Source organism: Pyxidicoccus sp. M6 (assembly GCF_055568925.1).
Genome location: NZ_CM145714.1, coordinates 13,002,370 through 13,017,449 on the forward strand (window position 1 = coordinate 13,002,370; position 15,080 = coordinate 13,017,449).

Here is a 15,080-nt window from a genome sequence, read left to right on the forward strand (position 1 = left end):
CCAGCCTCGCGACCGAGCGTCAATGCACCTGCTCGCCGCAGGGTCCGCGCCCCAACATCCGCCTGCCCGGGAAGACAGGAGCGCTTTCGTGCGCTCGGGAAAGGCTGGCGCTAAGCTGTCGCCCGAACCGCGAGGGGGCTCCTCATGTCACAGCAGGAAGAAGTGAAGTTCGGCACGCACCAGGCGCACTTCGAGCCGCCCGACACGCTGGTGGTCGACTTCAATGGCCTCATCGGCCTGGAAGATGTGAAGCGCACCGCCGAGCTCTACAAGGAGACCTTCGACCGCCACGGCCAGTACTACTGCATCGCCAAAATCGGCGGGACACAGATTGAGACGGCCGGCCGCCGCTACCTCTCCGACAATGGCCGCTCCGAGTGGTTCCACGCCGTCATCTACGTGGGCGCCGACATCGTCCAGCGCACCTTCGGCAAGGCCATCGCCCTCGCCATGCTCTACACCGGCAAGACGAGCTTCGAGACTGTCTTTGTCGCCACCCACGACGAGGCTCGCGCCTGGGTGGCCGCGCACCGCGCCAGCCGCCAGCGCAAGGCCGGGTAGCACCGCCCGGCCAAAGGACGCCAGGAGTCCCCCACTCACGGGGAAGTCTTGAATATCGCGGAGGACAGACTGCGGCGGTATGCTTGCGTGGACTCTGAAGGGAGCACCATGCAGCAGCAGGAATGGAAGTTCGGCGCCCATACGGTGCGCTACGAGCCGCCGGACGTCGCGGTGGCGACCTTCTCCGGGAACATCAGCCTGGAGGACATCAAGCGGGCCGTGGAGCTGTACGGCGAGCTGGCGAAGCACGGCCCGTACTACATGATCGCCGAAATCGGACAGTCCCAACTCGGAGCCGAGGCGCGGCGGTACCTCTCGGAGAATGCCCGCGCCGACTGGTTCAAGGGCTCCATCTATGTCGGCGCGGACATGGTGCAGCAGACCTTCGGCAAGGTGATTGCCCTGGGCATGCACCTCACCGGCAAGACGCGCTTCGAGACGGCCTTCGTGAAGACGCTCCCCGAGGCTCGCACCTGGGTCGAGCAGAACCGCCTCAAGCAGCTCAAGAAGCACGGCTGAGCCCACACCCGCCGTCTCATGCCTGGCGGGCCCATGCCGGGGTCCAGAGGGCCCCGCGCATCCAGAACTGCCCTTCCCCCCGGCTGGAACCGAAGCCCCGGAAGCCGCGCCGATCTTCGTTTGCAGCAAGATTCGGCATGCCCGGAGGTCTCACGCGGGGGCCAGAAACCCGTCACTCGTGGTGGAAAATCCTTCCAGAACAGGACTTTATCTGTCCGGAGTGAAATGTCACGGTGTCATCAGAAACCCGTGGCACTATAAAAATTCGCTCCCACTGGTAAAGAAAAGGGGATTTGTTGTATAGGCAGGCATCCAGGGGGAGCCCCATCCCGCCCGGTTGCTCCCAGTCCGGTTCCCCCCACCCGAGTCGTATTCCTTCGCCACACCATGTGGAGGGGCCCATCCCCTTCACGGTCAGTCAAACCCGTAACCAGGAGGGTGAGCCGGGGGGGCCCGCCCGACCTGATGAGTCTTGCCATGCCCGTGACCGTCCAGAAGCAGGAAGAGACCGGAGTCCCCGCCCACGCCGCAGCCGCGATTCGCTGCCCCCACCTGGGTGCCCAGTACAACCCGTTCGCCGGTCCCCACGTCGAGAACCCCCACCCCTTCTTCGAGAAGCTGCGCAAGGAAGAGCCCGTCACCTTCAGCCCCATGCTCAACATGTGGCTGGTGAGCCGCTTCGAGGACATTGCGGCCGTGCTGAGGGACCCGGCGCGCTTCTCCAACCGGGACATGCTGGGCAGCGGCACGAACCTGACGGACGAGGCGAAGGCCATCCTCGCCAAGGGATATGACACCCGGCACGTGCTGCTGGGCATGGACCCGCCGGACCACACCCGCCTGCGCCGGCTGATGAACCGCGGCTTCACCGCCCAGCGCATCAACGCCATGGCGCCCTTCATCCAGAAGAAGGCCGCGGAGATGGTGGACAAATTCGCGAGCGACGGCCGCGCGGACCTGGTGGAGCAGCTCGCCTACCCGCTGCCGGCCTACGTCATCCTCGGCATCATGGGCGTGCCGGAGGAGGACGTCTGGCGAATCAAGCGCTGGAGCGCGGACTGGCAGCAGCTCACCTTCGAGCACATCCCCGCGGAGCAGCAGGTGGAGATGGCGAAGGGCGTCATGGAGTTCCAGGAGTACTGCGTGCGCCTCGTCGAGGACCACCGCAAGAACCCGCGCGAGGACCTCATCAGCTACCTGGTGGAGGTGGAGGACGACGGAGAGGCGCTCACCATGGACGAGCTGGTGATGGCCATTGGCGCGTCCTTCCTGTCCGCCGGCCACGAGTCCACCACCGCCCTCATGGCCAACACCTGGAAGCTGGCCCTGGAGCACGGCCTGTGGGGCACGCTGCGGGACAACCGCGAGCTGGTGCCGAAGTTCCTCGAGGAGGCCAGCCGCTTCGACTCCGTGCAGCACGCCATGATTCGCACCGCGAACGAGGACGTCATGGTGGGCGGGGTGAAGATTCCAGCGGGCTCGCGCCTGATGCTCCTGTACGCCGCCGGCAGCCGGGACGAGTCGCTCTGCCCCCACGCCAACAAGCTGGACCTGACGCGCGAGAAGGTGCCCCAGCACCTCACCTACGGCCGCGGCACCCACTTCTGCCTGGGCGCCCCGCTGGCCCGCCTCCAATTCCAGCTCACCACCAACGTCCTCCTGGACCGGCTGCCGGAGCTGCGGCTCGTCCCCCACCAGGACTACGGCACGTGGCAGAGCATCGTCCTGCGCCAGATGAAGCACCTGAAGGTGGAGTGGGACGCCCCCTCGGTGTAATCGCGCACCAGCGGAATGAGACGTCAGCGGGCCTGGTGACCGGAAACGGTTGCCGGGCCCGTTTCATGTCCGGAGCCCGCCGCTCCAGGCCGACATTGCCCACACGCCGTGCTTGGCAACCAACACGCCAAGTGAAGCACGAAGTCAGGAACAACCCCCATTGGGTAATTCCTGACCTGAAAGGGTCGTTTCACTCTGGCAGGCTTCCGGTCCTGAAAGAATTTTCTTGCCAGACTGGCCTTTTTCAGGCGAAAAGGTCGAGCTACACCCTGCTTCCGAGTGAAGCAGAAGGAGCCCCCCAACTATGTACGCCGAGGTAGTGGACGAGGCGGACGTCCAGTTCGCCCGCCGGGTAGACCGCAAGGCGCTGGCGGCCGTGACGCGAGAGATGTCGCAGGTGAGCAACACGCGGGCGCTGATGGCGCTGGCGACGCAGTGGCTGGTCATCGCCGCATGTTTCGCCGCCGTGGTCTGGGTGGACCGCTGGTGGGTGTGGCCCTTCGCCGCGCTCATCATCGCCTCGCGGCAGCACGCGATGCTGGCGCTGATGCACGAGGCGGCGCACTACCACTTCCTGTCCAACCGCGCGGTGGGCGAGGTGGTGTCCGACTTCCTGTGCGCCTTCCCGCTGAACATGACGACGGCGGGCTACCGGCACGAGCACATGCTGCACCACCGCTACGTCAACACGCCGCAGGACCCGTACTGGGCGGGGCAGATGGTGGACGCGTCCTGGCACTTCCCGCGCACGCCGCTGCGCGCGTCGCTGGTGTTCCTGGGCGACGCGCTGGGCCTGTACGCCCCCAACCACCTGAAGGTGGTGCTGCCCTGGACGTACTGGGGCCGGCTGGTGGGCAAGGCGAACCCGAAGATTTCCGCCTTCGAGCACGTGCGCTACTGGCTGTACGTGGCCACGCTCGTCACCGTGCTGGTGACGACGGGCGCGTGGCTGCACTGGCTGTTCCTGTGGGTGCTGCCCACGACGACGGTGATGATGGCCTTCTTCCGGATGCGCGCCCTGGGCGAGCACCCCATCGACCCGAACCCGAAGGGCGACGAGACGCGCGAGACGCGCGACGTGGAGGGCACCGCGCTGGAGAACTTCTTCGTGGCGCCGCTCAACGTGAACTACCACCTCACGCACCACGCCTTCCCGTCCGTGCCCTTCTACAACCTCCCCGTGATGCACAAGGAATTGGAGAAGGCCGGCATGCTGGAGGACGGGGTGAACATGTTCGACTCGTACCTCGGCTCGAAGAACAGCATCCGCCAGTACATCACCCGCGCGCCCTCCGCCGACGTCTCGGCCGCAGTGGTCTCGCAGCAGGAGATGGGCGAGCCGCTGCACTCGTGAGGCGTGGGCCGGGGCCGGCACGACGGCCGCCGCGAAGGGCTGGGGGGCTCTCTCGCGGTGGCTGGAAGGTCGGCCCGGGCACACCACCTCACGGGAAGCGGCGCAGTGAAGTCCACGGGAAGGGCCGCCAGAACGGCGTGGCCACCGTGTCCGTGTCCAGCGCGAACCAGGGCGCGTCGTCTCCGCCCGGTGAGAGGACGTGGAAGTCCTGCGCGGGCATGAAGCCCTGGCCCAGCAGCGCCACCCGGCGGCCCTCGGGGTTGGCCGCGACGTCCAGGACGAGCACCGCGTGTCCCGGGCTTCCACCCAGCACGAAGAAGTCCCCGGGACGCACGTCTTCCCGCGCGGGACGCTTCTTGAGGGGCTCCAGCGACATCGTCCCCGCGTAGTTGAAGACCAGGTCCAGGTAGGAACGGAACGCGGCGCGCGAGCTGTCCGCCTTCGCGCTCCTCACCCAGGCCACCTTCGAGCCCGCGACTTTCGCCCGGTCTCCGGCGGCGTAGCGGGACCAGGAGGCGACGTCGCCGCTGGTGAAGCGGTAGGCGATGCTCTCGCGCTGGTTGCTGGACCAGCGCCACTCGGCGTGGAGGCGGATGACGGAGTCCGCGCACTGCTGGAGGTTGGCCGTGCCCACGTCGAGCTCCGCCACCGCGGCCAGCCGTGCATCGTCTCCAGCGAGCACCTCGCCGCCCCGGAAGTGGCGCACGGGGGTGCCTTCGGGACGCAGCGGCAGGCCTCGCAGCCACGCGCCGAACGAGCCGGGCTCCACCGCGACTCGCGTGTAGCCCTTTGGCGGCGTGAAGGTGGATTCCAGCGGGCGGACTTTCACGTCGGCGGAGAGCCAGGCGTAGCGGGCCAACTCCTCGCGGGTGGGAGCTCGGGGCTCGACGGTGGACTCAGCGTGCGCCGCTCCCTGCAGCAGGAGCACCCCCAGCAACAGCGCCGGCACGATGAGCGTCTTCGGACCTGGAGCCCTGGCTCCATGGGTGCGAGGTGAATGGGGATTCACCTTCCGCGCGCACCGGTCGCCCAGGTCCTGGGTGGGAAGAAGGGCTGCACGGGAGGGGACACGATGGGACGCATTCACGGCGCGGAGGCTCCGGGGTGATGGGGTGCTCGGAAGGTGACGCTCCCCTGCTTGGAACATTCTCGCCGGTTCGGAGTTCCCTCGTCGCTCCCGAGCCGGGATGCCCGGAGTCCCCTCGGTGGGCCCTGCACCTGCGTCCCACGGTGGCGTCGGCTCGCGGACTCCGGGCGCCCGGCCCGCATCGCCCCGCCGTGCCGGGGCGTGTTGCCTGCCCGGGGTGGGGTCCGCCGCTGAACGGTCGTCCGCCAGTCCCCGTGCATCGCGGGGGTTGAGGACGCACTTTGGATGCATATGCGTCGCCGGGTGAGCCTCGTACTGCTCAACGCCTTGTCGCTGTCACGCCTGCCGATGGCGGTGGCATTCATTGCCATTTCCGACACGGTGGTGCGCGCGGCGCTCGTGCTGCTGGCGGCGTTCAGCGACTTCCTCGACGGGTGGATTGCCCGTCATCGGGGGCTCGCCACGCGCCTCGGCGCGCTCATCGACCCGGTGGCCGACCGGGGCTTCATGGTGACGGCCATCCTCGTCTGCTACCTCGACGGGCTCATCGCCCTGCCGGAGGTGCTGCTGCTGGTGGTGCGCGACATCGGCACCGCGGTCGGCTTCATCATCGCTCGCGTGGTACCGGGCCTGCGGCCGGTGGAGTTGAAGGCACGGCTGCTCGGCAAGGTCGTCACCACGCTGCAGTTGGTGGCGCTGCTGTGCGTGCTGCTCTTCCCACCCGCGGTGGCGCCGCTCGTCGCGCTCATTGGCGTGCTGTCGCTCGCCTCGGTGGTGGACTACTCGCGGGCGGTGCTGCGCGCGCGGGCGCGCCCCCCCGAGCCCACGCGGCCCACCCTGCGCCAGGGCCCGGTGGAGCGGCCTCCGTCCCCCATGCCCACGGCGCGCAAGTAGCCTCAGCCCTGCGGCGGAGGAGCGGAGTCCGTGCCGTGGGACTCGGGGAGCCCCAGCGCACGGGCCCGCTCGGAAGAAATGGCGGAGCGCTCGCCGTCAGACATCTCCGCCCAGACTTCGTCCATGACATCCAGCAGGGCATCCTCCTCGGAGGAGTCGCCTTCGGGATGCCTCGCACGCACGAGTTGGAGTTTGCGCAGGAGCGCGCGGTATCGGTCATAGGCCGTCATGATGGAAACCTCCCGCCCAGGGACGAGCCCGGGGCGCGTGACTGACGGAGCGTGGGCCGGCTCCCCACCTCATTCCCCCGGAGCACCCGCGCGCAGCACGAAGATCTCCAGCGTCTGGTGCTGGCCCACCATGTCCACCACCGCGCGGACCCGCTCTCCTTTCTCGAGCTGACGCGCGCCGATGCTTCGTCCGTCCCGGAGCACCTTCGTCTTCGCGTCCACGCTCAGCGGCAGGCGCTCGCCCTCGCCCGTGTCGATGACCACCTGGTCCGACGACGCCGAGCGCACCGTGCCCTCGTAGATGGCGTTCACCATCGCCGTGCCGCGGGGCGCGGGGACAGCCGAGCCCGACGGAGGGATGTCACCCACCACGGGGGCCGATGCGCCCGGGCCCTGCGCGGCGCCAGAACCGCCAGTGGCCTGCTCCGTGTTCGACGCACCCGCGCTTCCCGAGCCGCCGGTGCCCGCACGTTCATCCGTGCCCGCGCTTCCCGAGCCGCCGGTGCCCGCGCCCGCGGAACCTCCCACGTCCGTCCGCGCCACCTGCGCGCGCAGACGTGTCACCTCCTGCCGGAGCTGCGCCACCTCCGTGCGCAGCTCGGCCACAGTCCGTTGTAGTTCCGCCGTGTCGCTCGCGGCCGGCGCCTGCTCTGCCGCCTGCTGCTGCTGAGGAGGAGCAGCTTCGGACACACGCTGCTGCGTGCCCGCCGCGTCGGACTGCGCCTCCGCCATGCAGCCACCGCACATCAGCAGCGACAGCCCCGCGATACCCAACACCGTCCAGCCGAGTTTGCGCAGCATGGTCCCCGGCCTCCCTTCGCTTCAAAGTTGGGGACTTCCAGGTCATGGACAACCACCCGTTCGGCCGGGAAGCGCCTGGAGCCCGAGCGACCCACCAGGCACTCTCCCGCCCCCGTGCGAATCCGGCCTACAAGCAATTCGTCGGGCATTCCGGCCATAGTTCGGCTCTTCCTCCTGCCCGGGAGCCGTCCCATGGCCACCAAGCGCCCACCGCCCCCGCCCACTCCAGCGCCGCTCGCCGCGGCCGCCGAGCCTCCACGCACCGCGCTGCGCATCCACGCGCCCTCGGCGATTCCCGCCGCCGCCGAGCTCAACGTCCTGCGCGACCTCAACGTGCTGCGCGCGCCCGTGCCGGACCTCGTGGCCCCCACGGGCGTCCCTCCCGGTACGCCGTTGCGGCAGAACCGCTTCATCACCCAGGGCTACATCGGCATCGCCCAGACGCTCCAGGCGCTGCTGGACCCGGACTTCAAGCCGGGCGGCACCAGCCGCGTGCGCCCGTGCTGGTTCGCCTTCGCGCCCCATGCCTCGCAGGAGGCAGGCAAGGGCATGCTCGGCGCGGCCATCGCCCGGCGCATCATCGACCTCGCGCAGGGCGAGGCGGTGCCCAGCGCCGCGCAGGCGTATGACCGCGTGGGACTCACCGGCCCCATGCGCGCGAATGCGGAGAAGCTCTCCGGCGCGCTCGGCTGGCACGGCCTGCCCGGTGATGCCGCGGCCGCCCTCGGCGCGCTCGCGGGCTCCATGAACCTGGAGCCCCTGTCCGACCCGCGCACGCTCTGGTCCACCGCGCACCGGCTCGCGCGCGTGTTCTTCCAGGCCCCTGGCGCGCTGCCGCTCGACAAGGTCGAGGCCATGGCGCGCACGCTGGAGCGCATGCTCAACGAGGGCAACGTCGCCATCTTCACGGACATCGGCGGCTCGGCGCAGGCGTACCTCTCATGGCGGAAGGGCGCGGGCGCCGTCACCCCGGACCGCGTGCTGAGCGAGTTCACCCTGCGCGGCGCCTCGTCCCTGCAGGCGAAGCGCGCGTATGACGACCTCGTCACCCGCACCCGCGAGCAGCCGGCTCCGTCCGACTTCGCGCGCCTGCTGCCGGACGTGTCGGGCAATAGCTTCGTGGTGGCGGGCTTCGCGCTCACGGAGACCGCGCGCCAGGCCCCGGGCGGCGCCGCGCGCGACGCGCTCATCGCCATCGCCAACAACTGCTTCGCGTGGCGCGAGCAGCACGACGCGGTGCAGCCGGCCTTCACCCCGTCCTCGCGCATCCCGGACGAGGTGTCCCGCCCCGAGCTGATGCAGGCCCTCACGCCGCTGCTGTGCCTGCAACTGGGCCCGGTGATGTGGAACTTCGCGGACTACGCCGCCACGCAGCGAGACCGCGACTACAACCCGCTGACCTCCAAGCCCACCGAGTACAACTGGGCGAGCTTCGCGGACAGGTGGCCCGCCATCCTCACGGCCTTCACGCTCGGCTACCGCAACCCCGCCGCGCTGTGGACGCTGCCTCCTCCGCTCATGCCCGCGGACAGCCCGCTGCTGAACCTGAGCTGAGCGGCTACGGCACCACCACCACCGGAATCGGAAGGCTGCTGTTCGCCTGGATGAGGGAGTCCGAGACGGTGAGCGTCACGGTGAACGTCCCCGGCGCGGTCGGCGTGCCGTAGACGATGCCCGTGTCCTTATCGAGCTGGAGACCCGTGGCCGCGGGGCCGGTCCACGCCCAGGACCACGTGTATGGCGGCGTCCCGCCGAAGGCGCGCAACTGATAGTTGCCGTAGGTGCTGCCCACGCGCCCATCCGGCAGCGAGCGCGTCATCACGTCCACGGCCAGGCCGCCCAGGTCCACCGTCTCCATCGACAACTTCCGCGTGGAGACCTGGGGCGGCGAGTCGCTGTCCGAGACCTCCACGAAGAACTCCACCTTCCCCTTCTGCGAGGCGGTGCCCGTGACGCCGCCATCGGCGGCCAGCTCGAGGCCCGGGGGCAGCGTGCTGCCCCCGGCGAGCTTGAAGGAGTAGGGCTGCTTGCCTCCGGTGGCGTACAGGCGCTCCGTGTAGGCCTTGCCCCTGTCCGAAGCCACGAGCTCCACGGGCCCGGCCATCCGCAGCGTGGGGCTGATGCGCAGGGGGATGCTGCCACTGGCCTGCTGCGGCGGAGTGCTCCGGTCCGTCACGGTGATGGACAGGTAGTAGTCCCCCGGCGCAGCGGGCGTGCCGGTGAGCTGACCTTCACCATCGAGCGTGAGCCCCGCCGGCAGCGTCGCCGGCGACGCGGTGAACGAATACGGCGGCGTGCCACCCCGCGCGCGCAGACGGCCACTGTAGGCCGTGCTCTCGCGTCCCGGCGCGAGCGCATCCGGGTCGAGCGCGAGCACCGTCCCCGCGTCGGACCCCTGCGGGCCCGCGTCCGTGCCGCTGTCCATGCCCGCGTCCGTGCCCGCATCCACCTCGGTGCCCGCATCCACCTCGGTGCTCGCGTCCACCTCGGTGCCCGCGTCCCAGCCCGCGTCACCGGCATCCGCGCCGGACGCAGGTCCGTCGGAGTCACAGGTCCTGTCGCCGCAGTCCGGAATGCAGAGTGATTCGGAGGTGAGGCACGTGAAGCCCGCTTCACAACCGCCCCGCTCATCACACGCGGCGTAGCGCGACAGGTCCGGCGAGAAGGTGCACGCGGCCACCACGCACAATGCGGCCAGCACGCCTGACAGCAGGAGCCTCATGGCAGCTCCCAGACGAGGAAGAACGTCCCGCCCGCGCCCAGCAGCGCGCCCGTGCCCAGCAACACATTGGCCGTCGTGGCCTGCCTGCGCCCCGAGCGCAGCCTGTCATCGAGACACGCGCGGAACGCCTCGCCCTCTCCGCCACACCCCGCCTTGCCCTCCGACAGCCGCGACTCCGCGCGGCGCGCCGCCATGCCGAAGCCCACGCCCGCCACGAGCGCCGCGCCTCCCGCCGCCAGCAACACCTTGGGCCACACGCGCGTCGAGCGCTGCACGCTCGCCGTGGGCACGGCCCCGACGTCCAGCGAGGGCCGCCCCGCCCACAGCGTCTGGAACGTCTGCCGCGCCCGCGCTTCGACTTCGCCGGCCTCCGCATTCGCCGCGGGCACCTGGAAGAACTCCCGCGCCTCCCAGTCCTTCGCGTCCTCCAGCGTCAGCACCACGCTGCGCGACCCGCCCACGCCGAGCGCCACGCCCCGCACCAGCCACGCCGCGCCGGGCGCCACGCTGCGCGCACCGAGGCACGCCGCGCCCTCACACGCCGCCGCCCCGGGGCCCAACGTGCGCAGCCGGGCCACTGTCTCCGCACGTGACTCCAGGCACACCCCGGGCGTGGCGGCCACCGCGCGGCGCACGGCGTCCTCCAGCCCACGCGCCTCCGTGCGCTCCAGCGCCACCCGGTCGAAGGGGACGAGCACCACCTTCTGCCCCTCGCAGGCCGCCGCCGACTGCGTGAGCGACAGCGAGAGGAACAACGCGATGGACAGGACGCTCATGGCGACAGGTCCGGTCCTTCCTCGGGCGCCACCGGCGGCAACTCGAGATTGGCCACATAGCCCCGGTAGTAGCGCGAGCCGAAGGGCACCGAGAACAGCCTGTCGCGCAGCGCGTCCTGCACCGCCCCGCGCGCGGCGAGGGACGTCTCGTGCCACGCCAGCCCGCCCGCATCCACCACCGCCCCCGGCTTCGCGAAGGTGAACGCCGCTTCACGTCCGTGCGTGCGCAGGAAGTAGCCGCGCCCCGGAGGCAGCGCCATCACCAGCGAGCGCTCGCGCTCCTTGTTGAACTCCGCCATGCGCAGGCCCCGCGAGTCCTCCACCCACAGCCGCCCCTCCACACCCGGGGGCACCAACAGGTAGGCCAGCGTCGTCTGCGCGCTCAAATCCGTCAGCGCCACCGAGCGGTCCAGCGCCGGAGGCCGCACGAAGGCCGCGAGCCGCCCGCGCACGTCCTCCGTCCCCTGGCTCGCCGCCGCGACGAAGGCGTGCAGCTCCGAGTACTCCACGCGCCCGTCCCCGTTGACGTCCGCCGCGCCCGTGAGCGCCGAGCGCACCAGGTGGCTGAAGACGCCGGAGCGGATGGCGCTCCACTCGTGGCTCTCCTGCTCCGTCGAGGTGGACAGCACCACGCCCACCTGCGGGTAGCGCTCCAGCTCGCGCGTGGCCAACAGGCCCTTCACCGCCTCCGCGTGCGCGGGCCCCACCGGCAGCGCGCCGCGCGAGTGCACGAAGTAGTACGAGTCACACGCGTCCACGATGAGGTGGATGAACGACGCCTGACTGGGCGCGAGCACGCCCTGGAACAGGTCCGTGCGCGTGAAGGGCCCGTCCATCAGGCTCACCGCGCCCTCGCCCGCGGGGCCCCGCTTCCCGTGGCCGGTGAAGACAAAGTACAAAATCGGACGTTCGCCCCGGGCCTTGTCCTGGGCCATCCGCGCGTTGAGCCGCGTGAGGGTCTCCTTCAGCGCCGCGCGGCTGGGGGGACGCGCCTTCGACGCCAGCCCCGGGTGGAGCACCTGCGTCTCGTCGTCCAGCACGCTCAGCAGCACCGCCTCGCGCACGCGGGGTGCCAGCAACTCGTAGTACCGCGCGCCGTCATCATCCGCGTAGCGCAGGGGGGCCTGGTTCCGGTCCATGCCGCCGTTGTGCGCGACGATGACGGCATAGGCCACGTCCGGGGACGCGGCGCGGGCAGCGGCCGAGAAGAGCAGCGCGACCCACAGGGCCGTGAGGGGTGCGCGAAGGAGAAGTCTCATTCGGTTCGAAGGCAGCGCGACCTGGAGGCTGCCACGAGTCCACTTCCGCAATCCACCCGGGCCACTTCGCGTCAACACCAGATGACGGGAGGCGCACAGCGCGGTAAGCCCGTGAGGGATGGAGTGGGATGACGAGACATTGCGGCGTTTCCGGGACGGCAATCCGGAGGCCCTGGCGGCCGTGTACCGCGCGCACGCGGAGGGGCTCGCACGCATGCTGAGGGCAGCGGCCTGGCGAGGAGGCGTCTTCTCACACCAGAGGGGCGCGATGGAGCTGGAGAACCTCCTGCTGGAGACGTTCGCCCGCGCCTTCGAGCCGCGGACGCGCGCGGCGTACGACGGCACGCGGCCCTATCCCCACTTCCTCATGGGCATCGCCCGCAACGTGCTCCTGGAGCAGTCGCGCAACCGGGAGATGGCGGTGGGGCTGGAGCCCTTCGAGACGCAGGGCGAGGTGCCGGAGGACAACGGCGGACTGGCGCAGACCTTGGAGGACCGGGAGGTGGAGGCGTTGGTGGCGGGATTCAAGGAGGGCCTCTCCGCGGAGGAGCGGCGGCTGTTCGAGCTGCGCTTCGGAGAGGGACTGGCACAGGAGACGGCAGCGAGCCAGATGGGGCTCACCCGCATCCAGGTGCGGCGGAGGGAGCACGGCATCAAGACGCGGCTGCTCGGCTTCCTCCAGGCGCGCGGCTACCTGGAGGGACTGGAGACCCGAGGCTGGAGCTTCTTCAGACGGCGAGGCGATTCATGACGGAGTGCGCGGACACGAAGGCGAAGCAGGCCCTGCAGGCGCTCTTCCGTGGCGAGCTGGACGCGGAGGGCTTCACCTGGCTGCGCTCGCACGCGGCCACCTGCCCGAGCTGCCGCGAGACGTACGACAAGCTCTCGCGCGTGGAGTCGTCCCTGGAGAAGCGCGCGCTGCCGGAAGGACGGCAGGCGCTGCTGGAGCAGGCGCTCTTCGCGCGGCTCTCGGAGAGCAGGGCCGCCGCGCCGGTGAGAACTCCGCGCCCCGCGGAGCGCCCGTCCTTTTTTCGTCCTTGGATGGGCATCTCGCTGGGCCTCGCGACGGCCGCGGCGCTCGCGCTTCTGGTAGTCCTTCCCGAGAAGGGCGCGGACACGCGGGACAGCGCCAACGAATGGGGCGTGCGCTCCGCGGAGGGCTCTGCGTGGGGCGTGCGCGCCTTCTGCATCGGCGCGGACGGACAGGTGCGCGGCGAGGCACGGCCCGGTGGGACGCTGGCGTGCTCCGAAGGGAGCTCGGTGCAGTTCAGCTACACGGCGCCGGAGGCGGCGCGGCTGACGATTGAGACGGCGGCCCCCTCGGGCGAGCCGCTGCGCTTCTTCCCCAGCGACGGCCCGCCGGCGGAGGTGGCTCCGGGCGTGGACGTCGTGTTGCCCTTCAGCACCCCGGTGCAGGGCGGGTGGCTGAGCGGTCCGCTGGAGGTGCGCGCGCGCTTCACTGACGCGCGCGGCCAGCCGCTGGGCGAGACGCGGGTGACGCTCACGCCGCGCTGAAAAAATCGGCTTCGAAATTCGACGCTGAAACTCCGGGCGTGCTCGCGTCACCAGGGGACACCGGGCCTCCGTCCAGGATGCCCGAGGTTTCCTTCCGAGGAGTCGCGTCGTGTCCAAAGCGTCCGTGTGGGTGAGCCTCACCGTGGGGCTCGTGCTGGGTTTCGTCGGGGGCCGTGTGGGCCGTCCCGGCGATGCGTCCGCCAATGCCGTCGAGGCACGGGGGGCGCAAGCGGGCGCCAAGGCGCCGGGGGCCCGGCAGCGGCCTCCGATTGCGTCCACCGTCTTCAAGGTGCCGCTGGACGGCTCGTACTCGGCGGGGCCCGAGGACGCGCTCGTCACGCTGGTGGAGTTCTCCGACTACGAGTGCCCCTTCTGCGCGCGCGCCCATGGGACGGTGAAGCAGCTCCAGGAGAAGTACGGAAAGAAGCTGCGCGTGGTGATGAAGCAGCACCCGCTGGACATGCATCGGAACGCCCGGCCCGCGGCGCTGGCGGTGCTGGCGGCCGGTGAGCAGGGGAAGTTCTGGGAGATGCACGACACGCTCTTCGCCAACGCGCGGGCGCTCGGCGGGGAGAACCTGGAGCGCTACGCGCGCGAGCTGGGCCTGGACGTGGAGCGCTGGAAGAAGGACATGGGTGACGCGCGGCTGGCCGAGCGCGTCCGCAAGGACGAGTCGCTGGCGCTGCAGCTGGGGGCCAACGGCACGCCGGGCTTCTTCATCAACGGGCGCTACATCAACGGCGCGCAGCCGCTGGAGGTCTTCACCGGCGTGGTGGACGAGGAGCTGGGCAAGGCGGAGGCGCTGGTGAAGGGCGGCGTGCGCCCGGCGGAGGTGTACGCGCGCGTCATCGAGAAGGGCGTGGACCGTCCGCCCTCGCAGCCCGCGGCGCAGGCGCAGCAGGAGCTGCCGCCGCAGAAGGTGGAGGTGGGCAACGCGCCCGCGCGTGGGCCTGCGAACGCGCCGGTGACGCTGGTGGCCTTCTCCGACTTCGAGTGCCCGTTCTGCGCCCGCGCGGTGCCGACGATGAAGGCGCTGGAGGAGGAGTACGCCGGCAAGCTGCGCGTGGCCTTCAAGCACCAGCCGCTGCCCATGCACCCGCACGCGAAGCTGGCGGCAATCGCCTCGCTGGCCGCGCACGAGCAGGGGAAGTTCTGGGAGATGCACGACCTGCTCTTCGCCAACCAGCGGCAGTTGGACAGGGCCGCGCTGGAGGGCTACGCGAAGCAGCTCGGGCTGAACGAGGCGCGCTTCAAGGCGGCGCTCGACTCGGGCAAGTACGACGGCCAGGTGACGGCGGACATGAGCGAGGGCACGCGCGTGGGCGCGGGCGCGACGCCCACGTTCTTCATCAACGGGCGTCCGGTGGTGGGCGCCATGCCCATCGACCACTTCCGCCGCATCATCGACGACGAGCTGAAGAAGTCCGGCGTCGCGGCGCGGTAGGCGCCGAGCGATTTCCGCCCGTCAGGCTCGGAGTCCTTCCGACTCCGGGCCTTTTGTTTGCGCACGACATCCCACACCGGCCCTTTCCTCGCGGAGAAAATCGCCGGGAAGATTTATTTCCTCCCCCGTTCAGGTGTCAGCG

At 70.3% G+C, this 15,080-nt stretch carries 15 protein-coding genes; 9 read left to right on the forward strand and 6 right to left on the reverse strand.

Annotated elements, in window-relative coordinates; genetic code table 11:
* The first annotated feature begins 144 nt into the window (after positions 1 to 144).
* The 4 genes from ACVTJA_RS51385 (at position 145) to ACVTJA_RS51400 (ending at position 4,210) form a co-directional block, all read left to right on the forward strand.
* Positions 145 to 561, forward strand: coding sequence for an STAS/SEC14 domain-containing protein (locus ACVTJA_RS51385; protein ID WP_465832140.1), 417 nt, complete (start codon positions 145 to 147; stop codon positions 559 to 561).
* Between the two features lie 108 nt (positions 562 to 669).
* Positions 670 to 1,080, forward strand: coding sequence for an STAS/SEC14 domain-containing protein (locus ACVTJA_RS51390; RefSeq protein WP_465832141.1), 411 nt, complete (start codon positions 670 to 672; stop codon positions 1,078 to 1,080).
* Positions 1,081 to 1,557: 477 nt separating this feature from the next.
* Positions 1,558 to 2,856, forward strand: coding sequence for a cytochrome P450 (locus tag ACVTJA_RS51395; RefSeq protein ID WP_465832143.1), 1,299 nt, complete (start codon positions 1,558 to 1,560; stop codon positions 2,854 to 2,856).
* A 304-nt stretch (positions 2,857 to 3,160) separates the two neighbouring features.
* Positions 3,161 to 4,210, forward strand: a complete 1,050-nt coding sequence (locus ACVTJA_RS51400; RefSeq protein ID WP_465832144.1) for a fatty acid desaturase family protein — start codon at positions 3,161 to 3,163, stop codon at positions 4,208 to 4,210.
* Positions 4,211 to 4,298: 88 nt separating this feature from the next.
* Here the strand turns inward: ACVTJA_RS51400 and ACVTJA_RS51405 are convergent, their stop codons facing one another.
* Positions 4,299 to 5,150, reverse strand: coding sequence for a DUF4846 domain-containing protein (locus tag ACVTJA_RS51405; RefSeq protein ID WP_465840725.1), 852 nt, complete (start codon positions 5,148 to 5,150; stop codon positions 4,299 to 4,301).
* Positions 5,151 to 5,588: 438 nt separating this feature from the next.
* Between ACVTJA_RS51405 and ACVTJA_RS51410 the strand changes: the two genes are divergently transcribed.
* Positions 5,589 to 6,191, forward strand: a complete 603-nt coding sequence (locus ACVTJA_RS51410; protein WP_465840727.1) for a CDP-alcohol phosphatidyltransferase family protein — start codon at positions 5,589 to 5,591, stop codon at positions 6,189 to 6,191.
* Between the two features lie 2 nt (positions 6,192 to 6,193).
* On the opposite strand, the gene ACVTJA_RS51415 is transcribed toward ACVTJA_RS51410, so the two are convergent.
* Positions 6,194 to 6,421, reverse strand: a complete 228-nt coding sequence (locus ACVTJA_RS51415; protein WP_465832146.1) for an HMG-box domain-containing protein — start codon at positions 6,419 to 6,421, stop codon at positions 6,194 to 6,196.
* A 69-nt stretch (positions 6,422 to 6,490) separates the two neighbouring features.
* Complete coding sequence (locus ACVTJA_RS51420) at positions 6,491 to 7,222, reverse strand: bZIP transcription factor (protein ID WP_465832147.1); 732 nt, start codon at positions 7,220 to 7,222, stop codon at positions 6,491 to 6,493.
* Positions 7,223 to 7,414: 192 nt separating this feature from the next.
* Here ACVTJA_RS51420 and ACVTJA_RS51425 point away from each other — a divergent pair, with 192 nt between their 5' ends.
* A complete protein-coding gene (locus tag ACVTJA_RS51425; RefSeq protein WP_465832148.1) occupies positions 7,415 to 8,776 on the forward strand; it encodes a hypothetical protein in 1,362 nt (453 codons plus the stop codon).
* A 4-nt stretch (positions 8,777 to 8,780) separates the two neighbouring features.
* Here ACVTJA_RS51425 and ACVTJA_RS51430 read toward each other — a convergent pair whose 3' ends face one another.
* From ACVTJA_RS51430 to ACVTJA_RS51440, 3 genes are read right to left on the reverse strand one after another with little or no spacing between them, the layout of a single operon-like run.
* Positions 8,781 to 9,944, reverse strand: coding sequence for an Ig domain-containing protein (locus ACVTJA_RS51430; protein ID WP_465832150.1), 1,164 nt, complete (start codon positions 9,942 to 9,944; stop codon positions 8,781 to 8,783).
* Positions 9,941 to 10,720, reverse strand: a complete 780-nt coding sequence (locus ACVTJA_RS51435) for a hypothetical protein (RefSeq protein WP_465832151.1) — start codon at positions 10,718 to 10,720, stop codon at positions 9,941 to 9,943. The genes ACVTJA_RS51430 and ACVTJA_RS51435 overlap by 4 nt, the downstream gene beginning before the upstream one ends.
* Positions 10,717 to 11,979 carry a hypothetical protein gene (locus ACVTJA_RS51440; RefSeq protein ID WP_465832152.1) on the reverse strand — a complete coding sequence of 421 codons (1,263 nt, stop codon included), beginning with the start codon at positions 11,977 to 11,979 and terminating at the stop codon, positions 10,717 to 10,719. The genes ACVTJA_RS51435 and ACVTJA_RS51440 overlap by 4 nt, the downstream gene beginning before the upstream one ends.
* 268 nt (positions 11,980 to 12,247) lie before the next feature.
* Here ACVTJA_RS51440 and ACVTJA_RS51445 point away from each other — a divergent pair, with 268 nt between their 5' ends.
* The 3 genes from ACVTJA_RS51445 (at position 12,248) to ACVTJA_RS51455 (ending at position 14,938) form a co-directional block, all read left to right on the forward strand.
* On the forward strand, positions 12,248 to 12,730 hold the full coding sequence (locus ACVTJA_RS51445) for an RNA polymerase sigma factor (RefSeq protein WP_465832154.1): 483 nt from the start codon (positions 12,248 to 12,250) through the stop codon (positions 12,728 to 12,730).
* Positions 12,727 to 13,494, forward strand: a complete 768-nt coding sequence (locus ACVTJA_RS51450) for an anti-sigma factor (RefSeq protein ID WP_465832155.1) — start codon at positions 12,727 to 12,729, stop codon at positions 13,492 to 13,494. The genes ACVTJA_RS51445 and ACVTJA_RS51450 overlap by 4 nt, the downstream gene beginning before the upstream one ends.
* 109 nt (positions 13,495 to 13,603) lie before the next feature.
* A complete protein-coding gene (locus ACVTJA_RS51455; protein WP_465832156.1) occupies positions 13,604 to 14,938 on the forward strand; it encodes a DsbA family protein in 1,335 nt (444 codons plus the stop codon).
* The last annotated feature ends 142 nt before the right edge of the window (positions 14,939 to 15,080 follow it).

Bases quoted from the DNA above. Each gene is read 5' to 3' on its own strand.
- ACVTJA_RS51385 (WP_465832140.1), top strand. From the start codon at position 145: ATGTCACAGCAGGAAGAAGTGAAGTTCGGCACGCACCAGGCGCACTTC.
- ACVTJA_RS51390 (WP_465832141.1), top strand. From the start codon at position 670: ATGCAGCAGCAGGAATGGAAGTTCGGCGCCCATACGGTGCGCTACGAG.
- ACVTJA_RS51395 (WP_465832143.1), top strand. From the start codon at position 1,558: ATGCCCGTGACCGTCCAGAAGCAGGAAGAGACCGGAGTCCCCGCCCAC.
- ACVTJA_RS51400 (WP_465832144.1), top strand. From the start codon at position 3,161: ATGTACGCCGAGGTAGTGGACGAGGCGGACGTCCAGTTCGCCCGCCGG.
- ACVTJA_RS51410 (WP_465840727.1), top strand. From the start codon at position 5,589: ATGCGTCGCCGGGTGAGCCTCGTACTGCTCAACGCCTTGTCGCTGTCA.
- ACVTJA_RS51415 (WP_465832146.1), bottom strand. From the start codon at position 6,421: ATGACGGCCTATGACCGATACCGCGCGCTCCTGCGCAAACTCCAACTC.
- ACVTJA_RS51420 (WP_465832147.1), bottom strand. From the start codon at position 7,222: ATGCTGCGCAAACTCGGCTGGACGGTGTTGGGTATCGCGGGGCTGTCG.
- ACVTJA_RS51425 (WP_465832148.1), top strand. From the start codon at position 7,415: ATGGCCACCAAGCGCCCACCGCCCCCGCCCACTCCAGCGCCGCTCGCC.
- ACVTJA_RS51430 (WP_465832150.1), bottom strand. From the start codon at position 9,944: ATGAGGCTCCTGCTGTCAGGCGTGCTGGCCGCATTGTGCGTGGTGGCC.
- ACVTJA_RS51435 (WP_465832151.1), bottom strand. From the start codon at position 10,720: ATGAGCGTCCTGTCCATCGCGTTGTTCCTCTCGCTGTCGCTCACGCAG.
- ACVTJA_RS51440 (WP_465832152.1), bottom strand. From the start codon at position 11,979: ATGAGACTTCTCCTTCGCGCACCCCTCACGGCCCTGTGGGTCGCGCTG.
- ACVTJA_RS51445 (WP_465832154.1), top strand. From the start codon at position 12,248: ATGGAGCTGGAGAACCTCCTGCTGGAGACGTTCGCCCGCGCCTTCGAG.
- ACVTJA_RS51450 (WP_465832155.1), top strand. From the start codon at position 12,727: ATGACGGAGTGCGCGGACACGAAGGCGAAGCAGGCCCTGCAGGCGCTC.